General features: G+C 65.0%; 22 protein-coding genes. 15 read left to right on the top strand and 7 right to left on the bottom strand.

The window, feature by feature from the left end:
• The first annotated feature begins 37 nt into the window (after positions 1–37).
• On the top strand, positions 38–673 hold the full coding sequence (locus HX851_RS42885) for an FMN-dependent NADH-azoreductase (RefSeq protein WP_177064042.1): 636 nt from the start codon (positions 38–40) through the stop codon (positions 671–673).
• A 14-nt stretch (positions 674–687) separates the two neighbouring features.
• Here the strand turns inward: HX851_RS42885 and HX851_RS42880 are convergent, their stop codons facing one another.
• The gene (locus HX851_RS42880; RefSeq protein ID WP_177064041.1) at positions 688–1,014 is read right to left on the bottom strand and encodes a hypothetical protein; all 327 of its coding nucleotides are present in this window, start codon (positions 1,012–1,014) and stop codon (positions 688–690) included.
• 319 nt (positions 1,015–1,333) lie between these two features.
• Between HX851_RS42880 and HX851_RS42875 the strand changes: the two genes are divergently transcribed.
• From HX851_RS42875 to HX851_RS42860, 4 genes are all read left to right on the top strand, one after another.
• Positions 1,334–1,804 carry a hypothetical protein gene (locus HX851_RS42875; protein ID WP_177064040.1) on the top strand — a complete coding sequence of 157 codons (471 nt, stop codon included), beginning with the start codon at positions 1,334–1,336 and terminating at the stop codon, positions 1,802–1,804.
• Between the two features lie 173 nt (positions 1,805–1,977).
• Positions 1,978–2,688 (top strand): TonB-dependent outer membrane receptor, encoded by a 711-nt coding sequence (locus HX851_RS42870; RefSeq protein WP_256262749.1) that lies wholly within the window; start codon positions 1,978–1,980, stop codon positions 2,686–2,688.
• A complete protein-coding gene (locus HX851_RS42865) occupies positions 2,685–3,230 on the top strand; it encodes a sigma-70 family RNA polymerase sigma factor (protein ID WP_103032684.1) in 546 nt (181 codons plus the stop codon). Before HX851_RS42870 ends, HX851_RS42865 begins: the two co-directional genes overlap by 4 nt.
• A 37-nt stretch (positions 3,231–3,267) precedes the next feature.
• Complete coding sequence (locus tag HX851_RS42860) at positions 3,268–4,218, top strand: FecR family protein (protein WP_177061682.1); 951 nt, start codon at positions 3,268–3,270, stop codon at positions 4,216–4,218.
• Between the two features lie 186 nt (positions 4,219–4,404).
• On the opposite strand, the gene HX851_RS42855 is transcribed toward HX851_RS42860, so the two are convergent.
• Together HX851_RS42855 and gspH are read right to left on the bottom strand one after the other, a co-directional pair.
• Positions 4,405–5,013, bottom strand: coding sequence for a type II secretion system protein GspJ (locus tag HX851_RS42855; protein WP_177064039.1), 609 nt, complete (start codon positions 5,011–5,013; stop codon positions 4,405–4,407).
• Positions 5,010–5,465: a type II secretion system minor pseudopilin GspH gene (gene gspH, locus HX851_RS42850; protein ID WP_177064038.1), complete on the bottom strand. Its 456-nt coding sequence runs from the start codon at positions 5,463–5,465 to the stop codon at positions 5,010–5,012. Before gspH ends, HX851_RS42855 begins: the two co-directional genes overlap by 4 nt.
• 127 nt (positions 5,466–5,592) lie before the next feature.
• On the opposite strand from gspH, the gene HX851_RS42845 reads away from it, so the two are divergent.
• A complete protein-coding gene (locus HX851_RS42845) occupies positions 5,593–6,024 on the top strand; it encodes a general secretion pathway protein GspC (protein ID WP_177064037.1) in 432 nt (143 codons plus the stop codon).
• Here HX851_RS42845 and gspI read toward each other — a convergent pair.
• On the bottom strand, positions 5,984–6,409 hold the full coding sequence (gene gspI / locus HX851_RS42840; RefSeq protein WP_177064036.1) for a type II secretion system minor pseudopilin GspI: 426 nt from the start codon (positions 6,407–6,409) through the stop codon (positions 5,984–5,986). The two genes, HX851_RS42845 and gspI, sit on opposite strands and share 41 nt — an antisense overlap.
• A gap of 354 nt (positions 6,410–6,763) precedes the next feature.
• On the opposite strand from gspI, the gene gspG reads away from it, so the two are divergent.
• The 7 genes from gspG (at position 6,764) to gspF (ending at position 15,035) form a co-directional block, all read left to right on the top strand.
• Positions 6,764–7,213: a type II secretion system major pseudopilin GspG gene (gspG, locus tag HX851_RS42835; protein WP_177064035.1), complete on the top strand. Its 450-nt coding sequence runs from the start codon at positions 6,764–6,766 to the stop codon at positions 7,211–7,213.
• A gap of 8 nt (positions 7,214–7,221) precedes the next feature.
• A complete protein-coding gene (gene gspK / locus HX851_RS42830; protein WP_177064034.1) occupies positions 7,222–8,208 on the top strand; it encodes a type II secretion system minor pseudopilin GspK in 987 nt (328 codons plus the stop codon).
• Entirely contained in the window at positions 8,205–9,365 is a 1,161-nt protein-coding gene (gspL, locus tag HX851_RS42825; protein WP_177064033.1) for a type II secretion system protein GspL, read from the top strand. The genes gspK and gspL overlap by 4 nt, the downstream gene beginning before the upstream one ends.
• Positions 9,358–9,900 carry a type II secretion system protein M gene (locus HX851_RS42820; RefSeq protein ID WP_177064032.1) on the top strand — a complete coding sequence of 181 codons (543 nt, stop codon included), beginning with the start codon at positions 9,358–9,360 and terminating at the stop codon, positions 9,898–9,900. Before gspL ends, HX851_RS42820 begins: the two co-directional genes overlap by 8 nt.
• Positions 9,897–12,305, top strand: coding sequence for a type II secretion system secretin GspD (gspD, locus tag HX851_RS42815; RefSeq protein WP_177064031.1), 2,409 nt, complete (start codon positions 9,897–9,899; stop codon positions 12,303–12,305). The genes HX851_RS42820 and gspD overlap by 4 nt, the downstream gene beginning before the upstream one ends.
• A 112-nt stretch (positions 12,306–12,417) precedes the next feature.
• Entirely contained in the window at positions 12,418–13,824 is a 1,407-nt protein-coding gene (gspE, locus tag HX851_RS42810; protein WP_177064030.1) for a type II secretion system ATPase GspE, read from the top strand.
• Positions 13,824–15,035 carry a type II secretion system inner membrane protein GspF gene (gene gspF / locus HX851_RS42805; protein WP_177061703.1) on the top strand — a complete coding sequence of 404 codons (1,212 nt, stop codon included), beginning with the start codon at positions 13,824–13,826 and terminating at the stop codon, positions 15,033–15,035. Before gspE ends, gspF begins: the two co-directional genes overlap by 1 nt.
• A gap of 217 nt (positions 15,036–15,252) precedes the next feature.
• Here gspF and HX851_RS42800 read toward each other — a convergent pair whose 3' ends face one another.
• Together HX851_RS42800 and HX851_RS42795 are read right to left on the bottom strand one after the other, a co-directional pair.
• Positions 15,253–18,345, bottom strand: coding sequence for a multidrug efflux RND transporter permease subunit (locus HX851_RS42800; protein ID WP_177064029.1), 3,093 nt, complete (start codon positions 18,343–18,345; stop codon positions 15,253–15,255).
• A gap of 2 nt (positions 18,346–18,347) precedes the next feature.
• Entirely contained in the window at positions 18,348–19,505 is a 1,158-nt protein-coding gene (locus tag HX851_RS42795; RefSeq protein WP_177063751.1) for an efflux RND transporter periplasmic adaptor subunit, read from the bottom strand.
• Between the two features lie 155 nt (positions 19,506–19,660).
• Here HX851_RS42795 and HX851_RS42790 point away from each other — a divergent pair, with 155 nt between their 5' ends.
• Both HX851_RS42790 and HX851_RS42785 read left to right on the top strand, forming a co-directional pair.
• A complete protein-coding gene (locus HX851_RS42790) occupies positions 19,661–20,362 on the top strand; it encodes a response regulator transcription factor (RefSeq protein ID WP_177063752.1) in 702 nt (233 codons plus the stop codon).
• A gap of 4 nt (positions 20,363–20,366) precedes the next feature.
• Positions 20,367–21,665, top strand: a complete 1,299-nt coding sequence (locus HX851_RS42785) for an ATP-binding protein (RefSeq protein ID WP_177063753.1) — start codon at positions 20,367–20,369, stop codon at positions 21,663–21,665.
• 243 nt (positions 21,666–21,908) lie between these two features.
• On the opposite strand, the gene HX851_RS42780 is transcribed toward HX851_RS42785, so the two are convergent.
• The gene (locus HX851_RS42780; protein WP_017125994.1) at positions 21,909–22,766 is read right to left on the bottom strand and encodes a LysR substrate-binding domain-containing protein; all 858 of its coding nucleotides are present in this window, start codon (positions 22,764–22,766) and stop codon (positions 21,909–21,911) included.
• Positions 22,767–22,827: the final 61 nt, after the last annotated feature.

The following is a 22,827-nucleotide window of genomic DNA, read 5'->3' as shown; positions in this document are numbered from 1 at the left end:
TTCTTCTCTTACATCCGTACCAAAGAGGTTATCTGCAATGAAACTGATGCACGTCGACGCCAGCGCGAAAGGTGAATGGTCCAACTCCCGGGCGTTGTCCCGGCACTTTATCGAGCAGTTGCGCGAGCTGGGGGTCGAGCTGGAAGTCGATTACCTGGACCTGAGCGTCGAAACCCCGCCCCATGTCACCGAGGCATTCGCGGTGGCGACCTATACCCATCCGCAGGCTCGCACGGAGGCGATGAAGCAGACGCTGGCGTCCTCCGATGCCCTGTGCAAGCGGGTAATGGCGGCCGATGCCTGTCTGTTCGCGATGCCGATGTACAACTGGTCGATGCCTTCGACTTTCAAGGCCTTTATCGACAGCATCACCCGTACCGAACTGACCTACCTGAATACCCCGGAAGGCATCGTCGGCCAGTTGACCCGGCAGAAGGTGCTGTTCCTGACCAGTCGCGGCGCCGACCTGCGGCCGGGCAATCCCATGGCCTGGATGGATGCGCTGACCCCGGCGCTGAAAGCGGCGTTTGCCTTTATCGGCGTGCGGGACCCGCAGTTCGTTGACGCGCAGCCATTGCAGTTTTCCGATGCCGAGGCTCGTCTTGAGGCCTTGGAGCGGGCCAAGGCGGAGCTGGCGGTCGTGGCCCGGCAGTGGGTGCTGCAGGCCGCCTGATCAGGCCGCCGGGCCTACTGCCCCGATGGCGGCCGTTGTGGCTTTACCGAGGTACCGAAGGTATTGCCCATGCGGATACTGGTCGCCGCCGGGGTGGCCAGGCCGACCTGGTGCGGCGCTTTTTTGCTGATGCCGGCCTTCAGGGCTTCCTGGTTTTTCTGATTGGCTTCGGCACTCTCCGGGCTGCTCATCTGCTGACTCAGGCAGTTGTAGTCGGGCGCCTTGTAGCCACCGACACTGACTTCGACGCAGCCGACCGGCGTGGCCTCCGCGGCCTGGCCCGGGCCGGACACACCGGCGGCGAGCAGAAGGATGCAGGCACAACTCGACAGGTACTTCATAAGGCCCTCCTGGCCGACCCCGCAAGTGGGGTCCTGGAGCCCTGAGTCTAGTGTAAAGGCCGCACCGGTTGGGTGATGGTTTTTTTGCAGTAGCCGAATGCCAGATAGCCTGTCCAGACCCTGCCGATGACACCGGCTCCACGGCCGGTTTCCGATCAAAGGTCCTTCGAACTGTCATTTCTGACAGTAGGCATCACTCTCCAGGTAGGTAGAGACTGATTTATCGGTCCGACGTGCAAAGTCGTGGGCTGTTTCCCCTGCACATCAGCCAGGACTGAAAATCCGCATTTTCACGATTTAAACGCAAGGGTGAACCCACATGGCAGATATCGAGGATTTTGAAACGGGAGAAAGCACGGCGAATACACCGCAGGCAACCACCGGGGAACTGGTCGGTATGCTCACCCCCTTGGGCATCGGCCTGGATTCCTATTTTGAGGCCACGTCAATTTATCGGGGCACCGTCGTATCGGGCGGCACTCGCGTACTGGCGGATATCGGTGACGTGGGTAGGGGTAGGCGTAAAGTGGAATTCGCCCTGTCTGAAGCGGACCTGCCGTCAGGCACCTACCCCCTTCCCAGCGAAAAAATAAAAAACGTCCTCTACGCAACGCAACCGAATAATGAAGGTGCAATCAAGACCTACCCCGTCAAGAGTGGTGAGTTCGTACTGGTCAATCGCGCGCCAGAATTGTACCTGGCGGGCCACTTCAGATTTGAAACCCATCCAGTCGAAAACCTGGCCTATCGGGTTGCGGTTCATCGATTTGAAATCAAGGGACAACATTGACGATACATCCACCAGGCATCGGCAGGGGCAGTAACCTCGGCACTTTGCCGTGCTTCAGATATCGGTAAACCGCAACGGCCAGCCGAGACGCCGTAACAACAGGTTCATAAACAGCCCTCAGGATAGCGGTTTTGAGGGACACGTCAGCAGTGCAGGGACTTCGATCCGTGGCCATGCGTCTGTCGTTTTTTCGCTTGAGCCTGGTGACCGTCGTCCTGGCCTGGCTGGTCGGTGGCGGGTTGTCCGCCTGCCTGGCCGCCGAGCCGCTCACGGTCGATCCCCAGGCCCGCGTCGAACTGGATATTGCCGCCCAGGACCTGGCTGGCGCACTGGATTCCTTCAGTCGCCAGACCGGGATGGCAGTGCTGGTGGATCGCGACCTGACCCGCGCACGGCGTTCGCTGGCGGTTCACGGGCGTTATCGCGCCAGCGAGGCCTTGAGCCTGTTGCTCACCGGCAGTGGGCTGATGGCGCGTTATGCCCGGGCCGATGCCTTTACCTTGCAGGTGGCGCAGGTCAGCGATGTACCGTCGACCCGGGATCCTGGCGGCAGCAAGGGAGCGGCACTGGCCAGCAGTTATGCCCGGGCGATCCAGCTGGCGATCGAGCAGGCGCTGTGTGCCTTGCCTTTGACCCGGCCGGGGACCTACCGGGCGGTGTTGCAGGTGTGGATCGGCCAGGGCGGCGAGTTGCAGCACAGCCGCCTGGTCAGTTCGACCGGAGATGTCCAGCGCGACGGGGCGCTGGTGGAGCGTTTGCGCACGGTGCGGGTAGAGCGTCCGGCACCGTCGTCGCTGCGTCAGCCCGTGACCCTACTTTTAATGCCGGATTCAGCAGGAACGAGCATGGATTGCACAGAACGCAAAGGAGCCGCCGGAGTATGAAAAATATCGGGCACAGTCCGATGGTCCGGTTGTTCCTGACCTCCTACGACGACTTCAAGGTGCGCCTGCGGCGGCGCCTGGGCTCGGAGGATCTGGCCAATGACGTCCTGCATGAAACCTACCTGCGGGTTGACCGCATGGAAGCACCGCTGAACCTGACCCAGCCCAACGCCTACCTGTACCGCATGGCCCTGAATATCGCCGCGGACCGGCGCCAGGCCGATGCCCGCTTGCTGACCGGCGAGGAAGTGGAGGAACTGTTGCAACTCAGCGACGAAGCCCTCGATCCGGAGCGGGTGGTGGGCGGCCAGAAGGAAATCCAGTCGCTGCTCAAGGCCTTGTATGAATTGCCGCCACGACGCCGGCGGATCTTTATCGCCGCCCGCCTGGAAGAGGCACCGCACCTGGAAATTTCCCAGCGTTTCGGTATTTCCACGCGCATGGTCGAGAAGGAGTTGAAGGCCGCGCTGGGCCATTGCGCGGCCCGTCTGGAAAGAAAAGTGATTCAGCGGTTCGGTCCCGGGGCGGGAAAACCGTCTTAGTAATACATCAGCGAAATCTTCGTGAGTACCTGTGCGCTTGAACACGACTTCCATCACCGAATTGCCGGGCGGCGAGACTGCCCGATTGCAGAGCGAAGCCCAGGATTGGCTGATTCTTCTGACCTCGGGCCAGGCCACCGGCGCCGATGCGCGGGCCCTGCGCCAATGGTGCGAACAAAGCCCCGAGCACGCCCGTGCCTTTGAGCACGCCAAGGTGCTGTGGCAGTCCCTCAAGCCGGCCCTCGAACAATTGCAGCATCCGCCCCGGGCTCGACATTTCGGGCGCCGGGCGTTTCTCGGCGGGGCGATTGCCGCGTCGGCGGCTTTTTTTCTGGTGCGCGCCACCGTCCCGGGCGGTTTCTCCGGGTTGGGCGCCGACTACACCACCGAGGTCGGCGAGCAACGGCGGATCGACCTGGCCGATGGCATCAGCCTGGAGCTCAATACCCAGACGCGGATCAATCGCCTGCCTTCGGTCAACGGTGACCAGCAGATCGAACTGGTCAGCGGTGAAGTGGAAGTGCTGGCGCGCACCCAGGCGCCGGTCAAGGTCCAGGCCGGCAGCGGCTTGCTGACGGCGGAACGGGCGCGGTTCAACCTGCGCAACCTCGACCAGAGCGTCTGCGTCACCTGTATCGAAGGCATACTGACGGTGGACGTGCAGGGGCGTCGGTTCCGTCTGGAGAGCGGTCGACAACTGATGTATGACGCCCGCCAGGTCGGCGAGCTGCAGAATGCCGATCCGTCGGCGGTGATCGCCTGGCGCAACAAGATGCTGGTATTCAACGACGCTACCCTGGCCAGCGTAATCAGCGAGATCAACCGCTACCGGCCGGGCATGCTGGTGTTGCTCAACAGCGAGCTGGGCAAGCGCAAGGTGCAGGCGCGTTTCAGTCTCGATCAACTGGCGGGCGTGGCCTTGCTGATCCGCGATGCCTACGGTGCCAAGTGCACCGAATTGCCGGGCGGGGTGGTGTTGCTCAGCTAGTGTTGTTGTGGTGCCCGTTGGGGCCTTTTCGCGGGCAAGCCCGCTCCCACAGTTAAAACTCCCAATGCGGGGGCTCGCCTGCGAAGAGGTCTTCAGCCCCCCTGAAAATCCCTGATTCACCCGTGTTCCCTTGTGTGCGGGCTTGCCCGCGAAAGGGCCCTCAAGGTTTGCCACCCATTCCCGAGTTCACTCCAGCGGCCCCAGCACCTGCCGATAGCGCTCCAGCCCTTGCGGTGTATTGCGCACCAGGCTGATCTCCAGTCCCGTCGGGTTGTCCTGCTGAGTGCCAGTCAGTCGCCGCCAGCCCTTGCCGGGCTGCCATACCCGCAGTTCCATCGACGTCACCTGTTCCAGTACCGCCACGCCGTCCTTGGGCGCCGGCAACGGGAACCTCGTACGGGCAGGCGCCACCGCGCGATACAGCGTGCCGCCCTGCAACCACCAGCGCACCCGCTGCAAGCTGCCGTCCTGTTCCGCGGCCGTGCGAATCAGGTCGAGGCGAAAGCCCTTGCCCTCCGGGCTGCGCACCGTCAGGGCAGCGGGTGACTGCGACGGTAGCGGCTCCTTGTCGGCAATCGGCGGTTCCACCAGTTCGATACCGGCGCGCAAGGCCACGTCACGTTCCAGTTGACCCAGCGCCGCCAGCAGTTGACGGGTCTGTCCGGCGCTGGCCTTGAGGTGTTCGTCGGCGCGATTGACGCTGTCCAGGCCGCGCCAGGCAATGAGGCTGACCACCGCCATGAGCATGATCGCGATCATCACTTCGATCAGGGTAAAGCCGACCTGGCGCTTCATTGCACGCGAATCTCGCCGTTGGCAGCGCGCACCACGCCGATGCTGTGCTGGCCATCGGAAAGCGAGACGCGTAGCGGTGGTGCGATCCATTCGGCGTCCAGCACCAGGCTCTTGCCACGGTCGAGTTGCACCTGCATCGGTGTGCTTTGCCAGCGGGTCGAGCGCAGTTGGGGGTCGCCGTTGAATGGTTCGAGGCCGCCCTGGATATCCGCGCGACTGAAGCGATAGCCCTTGGCGTCGCTCAGCCAGCGGATCGGCCGGCCATCGGCGCGGGCTTCGGCCTGGGCCACCTGCAGGGCCTGGGCCAGGCGCTCGGCGTCCTTGCGCAGCAATTGCAGCGGATCGGGCTTGATGCTCAGGCTGATGGCGGCGCTGGCGATGCCGATGATCACCAGCACGACCATCAGTTCGATCAGGGTAAAACCCGCCTGGGCAGGGTATGGGGCATCCATTCGACAAGGCTCCTTGAGTCTCCTTGCATGCTGCGCGGCAAAGATGATGGGCGTGTGAAATAAAAACGTGAGAATTGCCTGTTAGGCTGAAAAGGTTTCGGATCACCCACGAAAAGGAGCCTCGACGATGCAATGGACCCCGCGTTTTTCCCATCCCCGGATTGTCCAGTCCGTGGGCTTGCTTGCAGCCCTGGCGGGCACGGTGGTCTGGTCGACGCTGCTGCTGACCCCGGCGGTGTCGCAGATGCCCGAGGGCCAGTCGCCGGGCGCGGTCGCGCGCAGTGACAATCCGGCGCTGCAGTGGTTTTCCAATCAGCCGGCGCAGCTCGATATCAAGGTTTCCGGGGTGATGGCTGGCGTGCGCGGCGCGGTGGCCATTCTCAGCCTGAACGACGGTCCGCCCCGCAGCTTTCTGGCCGGCGAGCGCCTGGGGCAGGGGGTGAAGCTGCTGGCAATCGAGGGCGACGGCATCCTGGTCGAGCGTGGCACGGAAAAACTGCACCTGACCGTGACCCGTCTCAGCGAGGCGCCGTTCCTGCCGAAACTGACCCGACCCTGAGGTCCGACACCGCCGACGGCGGACTCAACAGGGTCTCCAGCCGCGCCAGCGGCGGCGCCTCGTGGCGTCGATCGAGCACCAGGATCTCGACCCTGAACAGCCGCGGACCGCTTCCCGGTCCGATGGTCTGGTCGCAGCGCAGGGCCATGCGGCCCTGATCGCACTCAAAGGATTTGCGCCCAAGGGGCAGGCGACCTTCCAGGCGCAATTCGACCAGGCGGCTCTGGGCCGCCAGCAGGGCCATGGAACGGTCGCGCAACAGGCCGTTGCTCTGGGTCATCAAGCCGGCCACGCGGATCGCCGCGGCCATCGCCACGGCAATGATTGCCAGGGCCACCAGCACTTCGATCAGGGTGAAGCCGCGTTGGCGGGGAGGGCGCTGCATGGGCGTCTCGGAACGGGGAACCGAGGCAGGAGCCTAGCGCGGTTGTTTGACCGCTTGCTGACCAAAGCTCCCGAGCTTTTCAGGTCGCCGAGGACTTCGTCAGATCGTACACCTTGTGGCGAGCGGGCTTGCCCGCGCTCGGCTGCGAAGCAGTCGTAAAACCTGCCGCCTCGATCTACCTGATGCACCGCGTTTTCCGGTTTCAGGGCCGCTTCGCGCCCCAGCGCGGGCAAGCCCGCTCGCCACGGTTTCAGGGTGTTTTCAGGGCAATGCACACCCGAGGATTTTCAATACCAGTGACATATCTTCTTGCAACAATCCGCCGCGAATCGAATCAAGCCAAGGACTGTCGAGATGGATATCGCGCGCATCAATTCCCGTTCCAGAGGTCGTCGGGCACAGCAGGGATTCACGCTGATCGAGATCATGGTGGTGGTGGTCATCCTCGGGATTCTCGCCGCCATGGTGGTGCCCAAGGTCCTCGACCGCCCCGACCAGGCCCGGGCCACCGCGGCCAGGCAGGACATCGGCGGCCTGATGCAGGCGCTCAAGCTCTATCGCCTCGACCACGGTGGCTACCCGAGCCAGAACCAGGGCCTGAAGATCCTCGCCGAGCGCCCGGCGAATGCCAAGGACAGCAACTGGCGCTCGTACCTGGAACGCCTGCCCAACGATCCCTGGGGCCGTCCTTATCAATACCTCAACCCCGGCGCCAATGGCGAAGTCGATGTGTTTTCCCTGGGCGCCGACGGCAAGCCGGACGGTGACGGGGTCAATGCCGATATCGGTTCCTGGCAACTGTAGCGCCAACCATGAACGCCTATTCGCTGACAGCGGCGAAGCAACAAGGCATGGCGATCATCAGTGCACTGCTGATCGCCGCCGTGGTGGCGGTGATCGCCGGCGGCATGCTCACCCGCGAGACGGTCTTTACCCGTGGCCTGGAGGCCGAGCAGTTACGGGTCCAGGGTTCCTGGCAGTTGCGCGGCGGCCTTGAACTCAGTCGCCAACTGTTGTGGGAGGCACGCCAGCGCGATCCGCTGACCCACCTGGCACAAGCTTGGGCGCAACCCTTCGTCGCCGCGCCACCGGGCGAGCCAGGCAACCGGTTCGACGGACGCCTGGAAGACGAGCAGGGCAAGTTCAACCTGCGCAACCTGGTGCAGGACGACCGTGTCGATGCCGAACAGGTGGAGGGTTTTGCCCGCCTGTGCGAGTTGCTCGGCGTCAAGGCGGCGGTCGGCCAGCGCATTGCCCAGCGGGTGATCGCCTCCTATCCACGGGTGCTGGACCCCGACCGTGCGTCGGCGACGACGGTACGCGGCAGTTTCGACAGCGGTCGGCTGACTTCGCCCGGTGCCGCCCTCAAGCCACTGCCGGCGACCCGGCCGATGTTGCGCAGCCTGCAGGATTTGCGCAGCGTCGAGGGCGTGGATGAGCAGACCCTGGTCCTGCTGGCGCCCCATGTGACCATCCTGCCGGCCAATACCTGGGTCAACGGCAATACCGCCACCGCCGAAGTGCTGGCGTCCCAGGTGCCGGGGCTGTCACCCCAGCGTGCCCGTGGCCTGATCAGCGAACGTGATTCGGGGCAGTGGTTCATCAACCGGGGCGATTTCGTCAACCGCCTGCGCATGCCGCAACTGATCGTCACCGATATCAAGGTCGGGATCACCAGCGACTGGTTCCTGCTCACCGGGCAATCGCGTGGCGAGCGGCGTCGCGTCAGCCTGGCGGCGCTGTTGCACCGCAGCCAGGAGCAGATGCCCCAGGTGATCTGGTCGCGGGTGGGCGTATGACATTGTTACGTGTGGCGCTGTCGCCCCTGGACAGCCTGGACCTCGACAGCCCGCTGGCCTTTGCCCGGCTGGATCGCCAGGGCCAGATCGCAGAAGCCGGCGAGGCCAGTCTGGCGCACCTGGGCCAGGCCCATAAAGGCCTGGTCGTGGAATGCTACCTGCACCCACAGGACAGCCTGCTGGCCAGTCTCGAACTACCGGCCTTGTCGCCGGCGAAGGTTCGTGCCGCGGTCGATTGCGCCGCCCAGGCGTTGATCCTTGGCGGCTGCGAGTCGATGCATATCGTCCATGGCCCACGGGACACCGAGGGCCAGGTCCAGATCGCCTGGTTGCAACGCGCTGCGCTGGAACGCTTCGGCGCGCTGTTGCGACAGGCCGGGATCAAGCTGCGCGGTCTGTATCCGGCCGCCGGTTGCCTGCCGGTGATTGCCGGCGAGCCGGTGGTGGAGGCCCTGGATGAACACCTGCTGATCCGCCTGGGCACCGACCGGGCCGAGGTGCATCCGGATATCGATCAGGCGCTGGCGCAACTGCTCGGACGGGGCGAGGTGCTGCACTGGCTGGGCGAGCCGCCGGTGGGCCATGCCCTGGTCCAGGCATTGCCCGCCAATCGGCGCTGGAGCGGCCCGGCACCGACCTGGGGCTTGCACGGCGCGTTGCGTCAGCCGGGAGCCGAAGGCGGTCACTGGGGCCGGGCGCTGGCCTGCTGTGCGCTGGCCGTGGTGGTCTGGGCGGTGGGCCTGAACCTCTATGCGGCGCGGCAGGTCGAGCAGGGCCAGCAGCTCAAGTCGTGGATGGTGCAGCGGGTCAAGCAGGCCTTTCCGGCGCTACCGATGGTGCTCAATCCCCTGCAGCAGGCCCGTCAGCAACTGACTCAGCGGCAGACGGCCGGTGACGGCGACAGCGATTTCTCCCGACTGGTCCAGCAGTCCGGCCTGGCCATGCCGTTCATGGTCGGTGGCGTGCAAAGCCTGGTGTTTGACAACGCTGAACTGCACCTCAATACCCTGCCGGACATCCGCAAGCCGGGCAACGGCGGTACCTGGCAGGCCACGCTGGTCCAGGCTGGCGTGCTGGCCACGCCGGCGCCCGAAGGCTGGACCCTCAGGGTCCAGGCCGAACCGATACAACCGGTGGCGGAGGCGGAAAATGAATAACCCCTGGTTGAACCGGTACCGGGCCCGCTGGCAGGTCCTGGCAAGTCAGGCGCAGGCGTACTGGAGCGGCCTGGCGTTGCGGGAAAAACGCCTGGTCGGCGGCATGGCCCTCGGTGTCTCGGCGCTGTTCGTCTGGCTGGTACTGATCCAGCCGCCGCTGAAGAAAATCGATTTCTGGGCGCTGGAAACTCCCAGGCTGCGCACCCAGGCCCAGACCCTCGACAGCTTGCTGCAAGGCCTGGCGATGCCGGGCGTCGACGGCGTCGAGCCGGGGCTGCGCGCCAGCCTCGAAGCCAGCGGGCTGGCCGGGCATTACCAATTGCAGGGCAGTGCCGAAGGCTGGCTGCTGACCTTCGACGACGCCCCGGCCGATGCGCTGGTGGGCTGGCTGCTGGGCAACCCCCGTTCTTTCACCCTGGAAGTGGTCGAGGCTCGTCTGCAACGCACGGGTACGACCGAACCCGATGGCTCGGCCGGCCGATTGTCCGGAACCGTTCGCATGGATCAGGCGCGTGGCGCTAAGGAAGCTTCATGAAGTGGTCAGGTTCTTTGTATGGGTTGCGTTGTCGGCAAGCGGCGGCACCGTGGTTGCTGCTGGCATTGACCGCGTGCAGCAGCGGCACGACACCGCAGGCGCCGTTGCTGGTGGAAAGCGAGCTGGGCCGGCCACTGGGTTCGACGGTCAAGAGCGGCGACGCCGTGGCCGACCGCCAGCGGGTCCAGGCCCAGGTCGAACAGCAGCGGAGCGTACAGCACTCGGTGAGCAGCGCCGGGAAAGGCAAGGACGTTGCCGGCAAAAGCCTGCCGGCGAGCAATCCCCTGGGTGATCAGCCGGTGCAGTTGAACTTTGTCGACGCCGATATCCAGGCGGTGGTCCGCGCCCTGTCGCGCTCCACCGGCCGGCAGTTCCTGGTCGATCCGCGGGTCAAGGGCAACCTGACCCTGGTTTCCGAAGGCGAGGTCCCGGCACATCGGGCCTACGACATGCTGCTGGCGGCCCTGCGCATGCAGGGCTTCAGCGTGGTCGATGTCGGCGGTGTCAGCCAGGTGGTGCCCGAAGCGGACGCCAAGTTGCTGGGCGGGCCGATCTACAGCGCTGATCGCCCAGCGGAAAACGGCATGCTGACCCGCACCTTCCGCCTGCAATACGAGAATGCGGTCAACCTGATCCCGGTGCTGCGGCCGATCGTTTCGCCGAACAACCCGATCAATGCCTATCCGGGCAACAACACCGTGGTCATCACCGACTATGCGGAAAACCTGCAACGGGTGGCGAGCCTGATCGCCAGCATCGATACACCGAGCGCCATCGACACCGACGTGGTGACCCTCCAGAACGGCATCGCCAGCGATATCGCCAGCATGGTCGCCGAGTTGCTGGAGAACCAGGGCAACGACCCGACCCAGAAGATCAGCGTGCTGGGCGATCCGCGCTCCAACTCGATCATCATCCGTGCCAGCAGCCCGGAGCGCACGCAGCTGGCGCGGGAACTGATCTACAAGCTCGACAATGCCCAGAGCAACCCGAGCAACCTGCATGTGGTGTACCTGCGCAATGCCCAGGCCGGCAAGCTGGCCCAGGCCCTGCGCGGCCTGCTCACCGGCGAAAGCGACAGCGGCGAAGGGCAGGGCGATCCGACCCGGGCCCTGCTCAGCAGCGGTGGCAGCAACAGCAGCAGCCAGAACAACCAGAACGCCAGTCAGGCCAATGGCAGTACCCAGGGCAGTACCAGCAGCAGCGGTAGCAGCACCGGCTCGGTCTACGGCCAGGGCGCTCGCGCCGGCGGCAGCCAGGCCGGTGGCGCGACCGCGTCCGGCGAGCAGAACGTGGCCTTTTCCGCCGGTGGCGTGACCATCCAGGCCGATGCCACCACCAACACCTTGCTGATCTCCGCGCCGGAGCCGCTGTACCGCAACCTGCGCGAGGTCATCGACCTGCTCGACCAGCGCCGCGCCCAGGTGGTGATCGAGAGCCTGATCGTCGAAGTCAGCGAAGACGATGCCAATGAGTTCGGCGTGCAATGGCAGAGCGGCAACCTCGGTGGCAATGGCGTGATCGGCGGGGTCAACCTCGGCGGCACCGGCCTGGTCACTAGCGCCAAGAACAGCATCGATGCCTTGCCCCAGGGCCTGAGTGTCGGCGTGGTCCGCGGCGCCGTGGATATTCCCGGGATCGGCCGGGTGATGGACCTCAAGGTGCTGGCCAAGGCGCTGAAGAGCAAGGGCGGCTCCAATGTGCTGTCGACGCCGAACCTGCTGACCCTGGACAACGAAGTGGCGAGCATCTTCGTTGGCCAGACCATTCCCTTCGTCAGCGGCCAGTACGTGACCAACGGCAGCAACTCGAGCAACAACCCGTTCCAGACCATCCAGCGCGAGGAAGTCGGTCTCAAGCTCAATGTCCGGCCGCAGATCTCCGAGGGCGGCACGGTCAAGCTGGACATCTACCAGGAAGTCAGCAGCGTCGATGACCGCGCCACCGCGACGGCGGCCGGCACAGTGACCAACAAGCGTGCGATCGACACCAGCATCCTGCTCGACGATGGCCAGATCATGGTTCTCGGCGGGCTGCTGCAGGACGGCTACACCCAGAGCAACGACGGCGTGCCGTTCCTGTCCGACATCCCCGGGATCGGCGCGCTGTTTCGTCACGAACGGCGTACCACCAACAAGACCAACCTGATGGTGTTCCTGCGGCCTTACATCATTCGCGATGGCGCAGCGGGAAGGGCGATCACCCTGAACCGCTACGACTTTATCCGCCGCGCCCAGGGCAGCCTGCAACCGGATCGCAACTGGGCCATGCCGGACATGCAGGCGCCGCAACTGCCGAATGCCGCCGAAGCGATTCCCGGTTCGCAGCCGATGCCCGTGCCGCAGGCACCACGGGCGCCGATCCGCGCGGTACCTGTCTCGCTGAATGAGAGAGCACGGCCATGAAACGCTGTGGGAGCGGGCTTGCCCGCGAAGCTTTTGGCGCCCTCAAGGTCCTGTTCGCGGGCAAGCCCGCTCCCACAGGTAGGGCGCACGCCGCGCAAAAGGAGCGGTCATTATGAGTGCGCTGCCCTATGCCTGGGCCAAGGCGCAGCGGGTGGTGTTGTGCGACGGCGTGCTGAGCGCCTGTCCCTCGACACCGGGCTGGGCCATCAGCGAGGTGCGCCGGCAGTTCGGTCCGGCGCGCCTGGAGCGGGTGCGCGACGAGGAGCTCGACGGCCTGCTCGCCAGCGCCTATGCCGATACCGGCAGCGCGGCGGCGGTGGTCGGCGCGGCGGAAAATGAGGTTGACCTCGACCGGTTGATGCAGGATATCCCGGAAATCACCGACCTGCTGGACACCCAGGACGGCGCGCCGGTGATCCGCATGATCAATGCCTTGCTGACCCAGGCGGCACGGGACGAGGCCAGCGATATCCATATCGAGCCGTTCGAGACCCATTCGGTGGTGCGTTATCGGGTCGACGGCACCCTGCGCGACGTGGTGTCGCCACGCAAGGCGCTGCACGGTGCGTTGGTGTCGCGGATCAAGATCATGGCGCAGTTGGACATCGCCGAAAAACGCCTGCCCCAGGATGGCCGGATTGCCCTGCGGGTGGCCGGGCGACCGATCGATATCCGCGTGTCCACCGTGCCCACCGGCCATGGCGAGCGGGTGGTGATGCGTCTGCTGGACAAACAGGCCGGGCGCCTGCAACTGGAAACCCTGGGCATGGACCCCGACGTGCTGGCGCGGCTCGATCACCTGATCCGCCAGCCCCATGGCATCGTCCTGGTCACCGGCCCCACCGGCAGCGGCAAGACCACCAGCCTCTATGCGGCCCTCGCCCGGCTCGACGCCAGCACCAGCAATATCCTCACCGTCGAGGACCCGGTGGAATACGATCTGCCGGGTATCAGCCAGATCCAGGTCAATGCCAAGATCGACATGACCTTCGCCCTGGCCCTGCGGGCGATCCTGCGCCAGGACCCGGACATCATCATGATCGGCGAGATCCGCGACCTGGAAACCGCGCAGATCGCCGTGCAGGCCTCGCTCACCGGTCACCTGGTGCTGGCGACCCTGCACACCAACGACGCGGTGTCGGCGGTCAACCGCCTGATCGACATGGGGGTGGAACCGTTCCTGCTGGCCTCATCGATACTCGGCGTGCTGGCCCAGCGTCTGGTGCGACGGCTGTGCCAGCACTGTCGCGAGGCCGACCCTGCCACGCCCGGTACCTGGCGTCCGGTAGGGTGCAGCGCCTGCAATCACACCGGCTACAGCGGTCGTACCGGCATTCACGAACTGTTCTACATCGACGATGACGTGCGCACCCTGATCCACCAGGGTGCCGGTGAACAGGCCCTGCGCCTGGCCGCCCGCGAGGCCGGCATGCTGAGCATGCGCGAGGACGGCGAACGCTGGGTACGCAGCGGTGCCACGGCACCGGAAGAAATCCTTCGTGTGACACGGGACGCCTGATGAATCGCTATCGCTTCGAAGCCGCCGACGCCCTCGGCAAGATCGAATCCGGCCATCTCGAGGCGGACAGCCAGAGTGCGGCGATGGGCGTGTTGCGCAGTCGCGGCCTGACCGCCTTGTCGGTCAAGGCCGACGGTGGCGAGAGTGGCGGGGCGGGCGGCGGTCTGTTCAGCGCCAGGCTGTCGGACAACGACCTGGCCTGGGCCACCCGCCAACTGGCGAGCCTGTTGGGTGCCAGCCTGCCACTGGAGGCGGCCCTGAGCGCCACGGTGGAGCAGGCCGAACGCAAGCATATCGCCCAGACCCTGAGCGCGGTACGCAGCGATGTTCGTGGTGGTATGCGCCTGGCGGAAGCACTGGCCAAGCGCCCCAGGGACTTTCCGGAGATCTACCGGGCACTGATTGCCGCGGGCGAGGAGTCCGGTGACCTGGCTCAGGTCATGGAGCGGCTGGCCGACTATATCGAGGAGCGCAACAACCTGCGGGGCAAGATCCTCACCGCCTTTATCTATCCGGGGGTGGTCGGGCTGGTGTCGGTGGCCATCGTGATTTTCCTGCTCAGCTACGTGGTGCCGCAGGTGGTCAGCGCGTTTTCCCAGGCTCGCCAGGATCTTCCCGGGCTGACCCTGGTGATGCTCAACGCCAGTGATTTCATCCGCGCCTGGGGCTGGCTCTGCTTCAGCGTCATGACCGGTGGTTTCTGGGGTTGGCGGTTGTACCTGCGCCAGCCGGCGGCGCGCCTGGGCTGGCACAGTCGGATCCTGCGCCTGCCGCTGATCGGGCGTTTTGTGCTGGGACTCAATACCGCCCGGTTCGCCTCGACCCTGGCGATTCTGGGCGGTGCCGGGGTGCCGTTGCTGCGGGCACTGGAAGCGGCGCGGCAGACGGTGTCGAACGATCGCCTGAGCCTGAGTGTGAGCGAGGCCACGGCGCGGGTCAGGGAAGGGGTGAACCTGGCAGCGGCACTGAAGGTCGAGAAGGTCTTTCCGCCGGTATTGATCCACCTGATTGCCAGTGGCGAGAAAACCGGTTCGTTGCCGCCGATGCTGGAGCGCGCGGCGCAAACCCTGTCGCGGGATATCGAGCGGCGGGCCATGGGCATGACCGCGCTGCTCGAACCGCTGATGATCGTGGTGATGGGCGCGGTGGTGCTGGTGATCGTGATGGCGGTATTGCTGCCGATCATCGAGATCAACCAGCTGGTGCAATAGCCGAGACAGGGGGGGGGGCTGTGCCGGCCTCTTCGCTGGCAAGCCAGGTCCCACAAGTGTCCGAGTCGAACACAAATGCTGCGTAGGACTCGATTCCCTGTGGGAGCTGACAAGCCGGCTCCCACAAGTGTCCGAGTCGAGCACAAATGCCGCGCACGACCCGATTCCCTGTGGGAGCTGGCTTGCCAGCGAAAGGGCCCTCGGGATCACCCCCTGATCAAGGCTCCTTGCGCTTGACCAGCTTCATCACCACCACAAAGAACACCGGCACGAACACCACGGCCAGGGTCGCGCTGATCATCCCGCCAATCACCCCGGTACCGATGGCCTGCTGGCTCGCCGAGCTGGCCCCGGTGGCGATCGCCAGCGGTACCACGCCGAGAATGAACGCCAGTGAAGTCATGATGATCGGTCGCAAGCGCAGCCGCGCGGCCTGTACCGTCGCGTCCAGCAGGTCATGGCCTTCGTCGTACAGGCTCTTGGCGAACTCGATGATCAGGATCGCGTTCTTCGCCGACAGACCGATGATGGTGATCAGCCCGACCTTGAAGAACACATCGTTGGGCATCCCGCGCAAGGTCACCGCGAGCACCGCGCCGAGCACGCCCAACGGCACTACCAGCAGCACCGAGGTCGGAATCGACCAGCTCTCGTACAGCGCCGCCAGGCACAGGAACACCACCAGCAGCGACAGGCCCAGCAGGATCGGCGCCTGGGAGCCGGACAAACGTTCCTGCAATGACAGCCCGGTCCATTCCAGGCCCAGGCCCGCCGGCAGTTGCGTCACCAGGTGTTCCATTTCCTCCATGGCCTGGCCGGTGCTGTAGCCGGGCGCCGACTCGCCGGAAATGGCAATCGCCGGGTAGCCGTTGTAGCGGGTCAACTGCGCGGGGCCCTGGGTCCAGCGGGCTTCGACAAAGGCCGACAGGGGGACCATCTTGCCGTTGCCGTTGCGCACATGGATCTTCAGCAGGTCCGCCACCTGGGCGCGCTGGTCGCCTTCGGCCTGGATCACCACCCGCTGCATGCGTCCCTGGTTGGGGAAGTCGTTGACATAGGACGAACCGACGGCGGTGGAGAGGATATTGCCGATATCGGCAAACGACACACCCAGGGCGTTGGCCTGCTTGCGGTCGACGATCAACTGCACCTGCGGCGCCTCGGCCAGGGCGCTTTCGCGGACATTGGCCAGCACCTTGCTCTTGGCCGCGGCCGCCAGCAGCTCGGTACGGGCCTGCATCAAGGCTTCGTGGCCGACGCCGCCACGGTCCTGCAGGCGGAACTCGAAACCGCTGGAAGTGCCGAGGCCGTCCACCGGAGGCGGCAGGATGGCGTAGGCCACTGCATCCTTGAGCTCGCCGAAGGCGATATTCGCCCGTTCGGCGATGGCCGCCGCCGAGTCCTTGGCACTGCGCTGCGACCAGTCCTTGAGGGTGGTGAACGCCAGAGCGGCGTTCTGGCCGCTGCCGGAGAAGCTGAAGCCGAGGATCATGGTAGTGTCACCAACACCGGGCTCCGTGGCGTTGTTGGCCTCGATCTGTTCCACCACCTTGACCGTGCGGTTCTTGCTCGCCCCCGGCGGCAACTGGATATCGGTGATGGTATAGCCCTGGTCTTCCACCGGCAGGAACGAGGCGGGCAGGCGGCTGAACAGCAGGCCGAGAACCACCACCAGTACGCCGTAGAGCAGCAGGTAGCGGCCGCTGCGTTTCAGGGCCTGGACCACCCAGCGTTCGTAGCCGGCGCTCATCTGCTCGAAGCGGCGGTTGAACCCGCCGAAGAAGCCGCCCTTGGCATGGTGTTCGCCCTTGGCGATCGGATTGAGCAGGGTGGCGCACAGGGCCGGGGTCAGGGTCAGGGCGAGGAATGCCGAGAACAGAATCGAGGTCGCCATGGAGAGCGAGAACTGCTGGTAGATCACGCCCACCGAGCCCTGCATGAAGGCCATGGGAATAAATACCGCCACCAGCACCAGGGTGATGCCGATGATCGCGCCGCTGATCTGGCCCATGGCCTTGCGTGTTGCGTCCTTCGGTGACAGGCCTTCATTGACCATGATCCGCTCGACGTTCTCCACCACCACGATGGCGTCATCCACCAGGATACCGATGGCCAGCACCATGCCGAACATGGTCAGCACGTTGATCGAGAAACCCAGGGCGAGCATGGTGGCAAAGGTGCCCATCAACGCCACCGGCACCACCAGCGTCGGGATCAGCGTATAGCGGATGTTCTGCAGGAACAGGAACATCACCGCGAACACCAGCAGCATGGCTTCGCCGAGGGTGTAGACCACCTTGGTGATCGAGACCTTGACGAACGGCGAGGTGTCGTAGGGGATCTTGTATTCCACGTTCGCCGGGAAGTACCGCGACAGCTCATCCATCTTCGCTCGCACCAGCGTCGCGGTCTTCAGGGCATTGGCACCGGGTGCCAGTTGCACGCTGAAGGCGGTCGACGGCTTGCCGTTCAGGCGCGTCGAGTACTGGTATTCCTGGCTGCCGACTTCGACCCGGGCGACATCGCCGATACGTACGCTGGAACCGTCGGGGTTGGCCCGCAGGACGATGTCGGCGAACTCCTGGGGTGTCGACAACTGGCCCTTGACCAGCACCGCTGCGGTGATTTCCTGGGTCGACGGCCCCGGCAAGTCACCGATGCTGCCGGCCGAGACCTGGGCGTTCTGCGCGGCCACGGCGGCGCTGACATCGGCGGCGGTGAGGTTGAAACCCACCAGCTTCTGCGGATCGATCCAGATCCGCAGGGCGCGTTCGGCACCGTACAGCTGGGCCTTGCCGACACCGTCGAGACGCTTGATCTCGTTCATCACGTTGCGCGCCAGGTAATCGCTGAGCGCGGTGTCGTCGTACTGGCCGTCATTGGACGTGAGGGTCGCCAGCAACAGGAAACCGGCGGAGACCTTCTCCACCTGCAAGCCTTGCTGGGTGACGGCGGCGGGCAGGCGCGGCTCCACCGCCTTGAGGCGGTTCTGCACGTCGACCTGGGCCATCTCCGGGTTGGTGCCGGGCTGGAAGGTCGCGGTGATGGTCGCGCTGCCCAGGCTGCTCTGCGATTCGAAGTACAGCAGGTGGTCGGCGCCGTTGAGCTCCTGCTCGATCAGGCTGACCACGCTCTCGTCGAGGGTCTGCGCCGAAGCACCAGGATACACCGCGTAGATTTCCACCTTGGGCGGCGCGACGTTGGGGTACTGCGCCACCGGCAATTGCGGGATGGCGAGAACACCGGCCAGCAGAATAAACAGCGCGACCACCCAGGCGAAGATCGGGCGGTCGATAAAGAAGTGCGGCATGCTCACTGTCCTTTGGACTGGGCGAGGGAAACAGGGCTGTCATCGACTTGCACCAGCTCGCCGGGGCGGGCGTGCTGCAGGCCTTCGACGACGATGCGGTCGCCGGGCTTGAGGCCGTCGTTGACGATCCAGCGGTCGTTCTGCACGGCGCCGAGGCTGACCGGGTGCTGGTTCACGCGTTGTTCGGCGTCCACCAGCAGCACCTGGGGAATCCCGGCGCTGTCGCGCAGGATCGCCCGTTGCGGCACGCTGATGCCTTCGCGGTTGAAGGCCTGTTCGACCTTGACCCGCACAAAGCTGCCCGGCAGCAGGTCGAGGTCCGGGTTGGGGAACTCGCTGCGCAGGATGATCTGCCCGGTGCTCGGGTCGACACTGATATCGGTGAACAGCAGCTTGCCCGGCAACGGATAGGCGCTGCCGTCGTCCTGGATCAGCGTGGCCTTGGCCTGGTTCTGTCCGACCTCCTGCAGTTGGCCGGCGCGGAAGGCCCTGCGCAGGTCGTTCAGCTCGCGGGTGGACTGCGTCAGGTCGGCGTGGATCGGGTTCAACTGCTGGATCAGCGCCAGGGCGGTGGTTTCGTTCTGGCCGACCAGTGCACCCTCGGTGACCAGGGCCCGGCCGATACGCCCGGAGATCGGTGCGGTAACGGTGGCGTAGCCGAGGTTGAGCCTGGCCCGTTGCACCGCGGCCTGGTTGGCGGCGACATCGGCGGCGCTCTGGCGCGCGGCGGCCTGGGCGTTGTCGTAGTCCTGGCGGCTGATGGCGTTGCTGTCCACCAGTTCGCGGTAGCGCTGGTGCTGCAATTTTGCCTGGAACGCATTGGCCTCGGCTTTCTGCAGGCTGGCGACGGCGCTGTCGAGGTCGGCCTTGAACGGTGCCGGATCGATCAGGAACAGCACATCGCCCTGCTTGACGTCGCTGCCTTCGTGGAACAGGCGCTTGAGCACCACGCCGGCGACCCGCGCGCGCACTTCGGCGATGCGTGGCGCGGCGATGCGCCCGCTCAGTTCGCTGCTGATCGACAGGGGTTGGGTATGGATGGTCTCGACCCGGACCTTGGGCGCGGGCGGCGCCTCGGGCTCCCCGGCGGACTTGTCACAGGCGCTCAGCGCGAGGGCCAGGGCCGACAGGCAGAGCGGGGCAAACAGCTTCTTCAACATAATCGAGTCCCAGTAATGACCCGGGCATGCTAAGGGCGGCTGTCAAGCGGTGCTGTGAAGCTATGTAGGTCGTTGGTGAAAAAGTGTGAAGCTTGTGCTCGCGCACGCGAAAGGGCGTATATCCTTCACGGTTTTCCACCTACCTGTAGTTATTTATGCCGACGATTCTCCTGGTCGAAGACGACACCGCGCTTTCCGAACTGATTGCCAGCTACCTGGAACGCAACGGCTATCAGGTCAATGTGCTGGCCCGTGGCGACCAGGTGCGCGAGCGGGCCCGGCAGAATCCGCCGGACCTGGTGATCCTCGACCTGATGCTGCCCGGCCTCGACGGCCTGCAGGTCTGCCGCCTGTTGCGGGCCGATTCGGCGACGCTGCCGATTCTCATGCTCACCGCCCGTGACGACAGCCACGACCAGGTGCTGGGCCTGGAAATGGGCGCCGACGACTACGTGACCAAACCTTGCGAGCCGCGGGTGCTGCTGGCCCGGGTGCGTACCCTGTTGCGGCGCAGCAGCCTCAGCGAGCCGCAGGTGGCCAGCGACCAGATCCTGATGGGCAACCTGTGCATCGATCTGTCCGAGCGCACCGTGACCTGGCGCGAGCAGCCGGTGGAGCTGTCCAGCGGCGAATACAACCTGCTGGTGGTGCTGGCCCGGCATGCCGGCGAGGTGCTCAGCCGCGACCAGATCCTGCAACGCCTGCGTGGCATCGAGTTCAACGGCACCGACCGTTCGGTGGATGTGGCGATCTCCAAGCTGCGGCGCAAGTTCGACGATCACGCCGGCGAGGCGCGCAAGATCAAGACCGTGTGGGGCAAGGGCTACCTGTTCAGCCGTTCCGAGTGGGAATGCTGAGTCGATGCTGAAGATTCTGATCCGCCTCTACCTGGTGACCATCGTGACCTTCAGCGCGGCGATCTACCTGGTGCCCGACCTGGTGATCGAGCTTTTCCGCGAACGTTTCATGAGTTACAACATCGACCAGTCCCGGGGCATGCAGGGGCTGCTGGTCAAGCAGTTCCACGAGGTGCCCAACGGCCAGTGGCCGGCGCTGGCGATCGAACTGGACAAAAGCTTCGCGCCGCTGCGGGTGGCGCTGATCCGCATTGACGACATCAGTTTCAGCGAACCGGAGCAGAAGCGTCTGCGCCGTGGCGAGAATGTGATCCGCCTGGGTGATTGGGGCGCGCCCAACCTGGTGGCCTCGCCGCTGGACGGGCAACTGGCGGTGGAACTGGTGGTACCGCCCGATCCGCTGGACGTGAACCTGTTGTACTGGAGCATGAACGTGCTGATCGGCGCGGCGCTGCTGGCCTGTCTGCTGTTCTGGCTACGGCCGCACTGGCGCGACCTGGAACGCCTCAAGCAGACTGCCCGACGTATCGGCCAGGGCCAGTTGAGCGAACGTACACACATCTCGCCGCGCTCCAACATCGGTGAACTGGCCGCGGTCTTCGACACCATGGCCGGCGATATCGAATGCCTGCTCAACCAGCAGCGCGACCTGCTCAATGCCGTTTCCCATGAACTGCGTACGCCCTTGACCCGGCTGGACTTCGGCCTGGCGCTGGCCCTGTCGGACGACTTGCCGCAGCCGTCGCGCGAGCGCCTGCAAGGGTTGGTGGGGCATATCCGCGAACTGGACGAACTGGTGCTGGAGTTGCTGTCCTACAGTCGCCTGCAGAATCCGGGACGGGTGCCGGAGCGGGTGATGGTGTCGCTCGACGAGTTTGTCGACAGTATCCTCGGCAGTTTCGACGAGGAACTGGAGGCGCCGGATATCGTGATCGACGTGCTGATGCACGGTTCCCTGGAACGCTTTTCCCTCGATCCGCGGCTGACCGCGCGGGCCGTGCAGAACCTGTTGCGCAATGCTACCCGGTATTGCGAGCGACGCATCCAGATCGGTATCCGCGCCAATGCCGAAGGCTGTGAACTGTGGGTCGACGACGATGGTATCGGCATTCCCGAGCAGGAGCGCGAGCGGGTCTTCGAACCGTTCTACCGCCTGGATCGCAGCCGCGACCGTTCTACCGGCGGCTTCGGCCTGGGCCTGGCCATCAGTCGACGGGCGGCCGAGGCCCAGGGCGGTACCCTGACCGCCGAACCGTCGCCGCTGGGTGGCGCGCGCTTCCGCCTCTGGTTGCCGGCGGTCTGAAGTCGTTGGCAACCTCAAGTCCGCCTTCGGGGGCAAGCCCCCTCCCACAAGGTTGAGTGGCTACATGGAAGGGAGGCAGTCTCCTGCCACAAGGTTGAGTGGCTACATGGAAGGGAGACAAGTCTCCTGCCACAAGGTTGAGTAGCCATGTGGAAGGGGGGCAAGCCCCTCCCAAAAGGTTGATCGGATACTGTGGGAGGGGGCTTGCCCCCGAAGAGGCCCTGGAGGGCGGCATCCATCTTCCTAGAGCCCCTGGCTGGCGCGGATCAGGTCATAGGCCCGGCGCACCAGCGGATTGACCGTGTTGGGCCGGATCCACAGGTGATAGGTGACATCCGGCAACCGTGGCAGACCGTCATTCTCCCCCAGGACGCGCATGTCCGGCCCCAGCAGCTCCATGCTGCGGGGCGTCACCCCGAGGCCGGCGCGAATCGCCGCCTTGATGCCGATCAGGTTTGACGCCAGGTACGCCTGGCGCCAGGCAATCCCCTCGCGCTCCAGTGCTTCCATGGCATAACGCCGATAGATGCTCGGCTCCTCCACCAGGATCAGCGGCAGCGGCTCGCTGGGCACATGGATGTACTGCGCCGAACAGATCCACCAGACCGGTGAGGTGCGCAGGGCGAAGCCTTGCAGGCGTGAGTCCTCGCGGGTGGAGATGACCATGTCGATCTTGCCCCGGTGCAGGTCGTCCATCAGGTAGGGGCTGCGCCCCACGTCGATTTCCAGACGCAGGCGTGGTGCCGAGCGGGCAATGTGGCTGAGGATCGGCGGAAGGATGGTGTCGGCGATATCGTGGGGCGAACCGATGCGCAGCACGCCGCTCAGGTGGCTTTCATGCAGCGAGTTGAGCGCCTCATCGTTCAGCGAGAGCATCTGCCGGGCATGGCGCAGCAATTGCCGGCCAGGCTCGGTGAGCTGTTTCTGCCGGCCCTGTTTCTGGAACAGACTGACCCCGACCTGATGTTCCAGGCGTTGCATCTGCTGGGTCACCGACGATTGGGTACGGGCCAGATGCTGGCCGGCTTCGGCAAAACTGTGATGGTCGACCACCGCGACGAAGGTGCGCAGCAGTTCCAGGTCCAGGGTCGGGGAGGGCATGGCAGCTCGAATTCATATCAAGGGCGATCCTCAATAGATTACGGATTCTTATGTATTTGGC

Source organism: Pseudomonas gingeri (assembly GCF_013385635.1).
GTDB lineage: Bacteria > Pseudomonadota > Gammaproteobacteria > Pseudomonadales > Pseudomonadaceae > Aquipseudomonas > Aquipseudomonas gingeri_A.
This window is presented reverse-complemented; position numbering and strand designations above follow the sequence as displayed.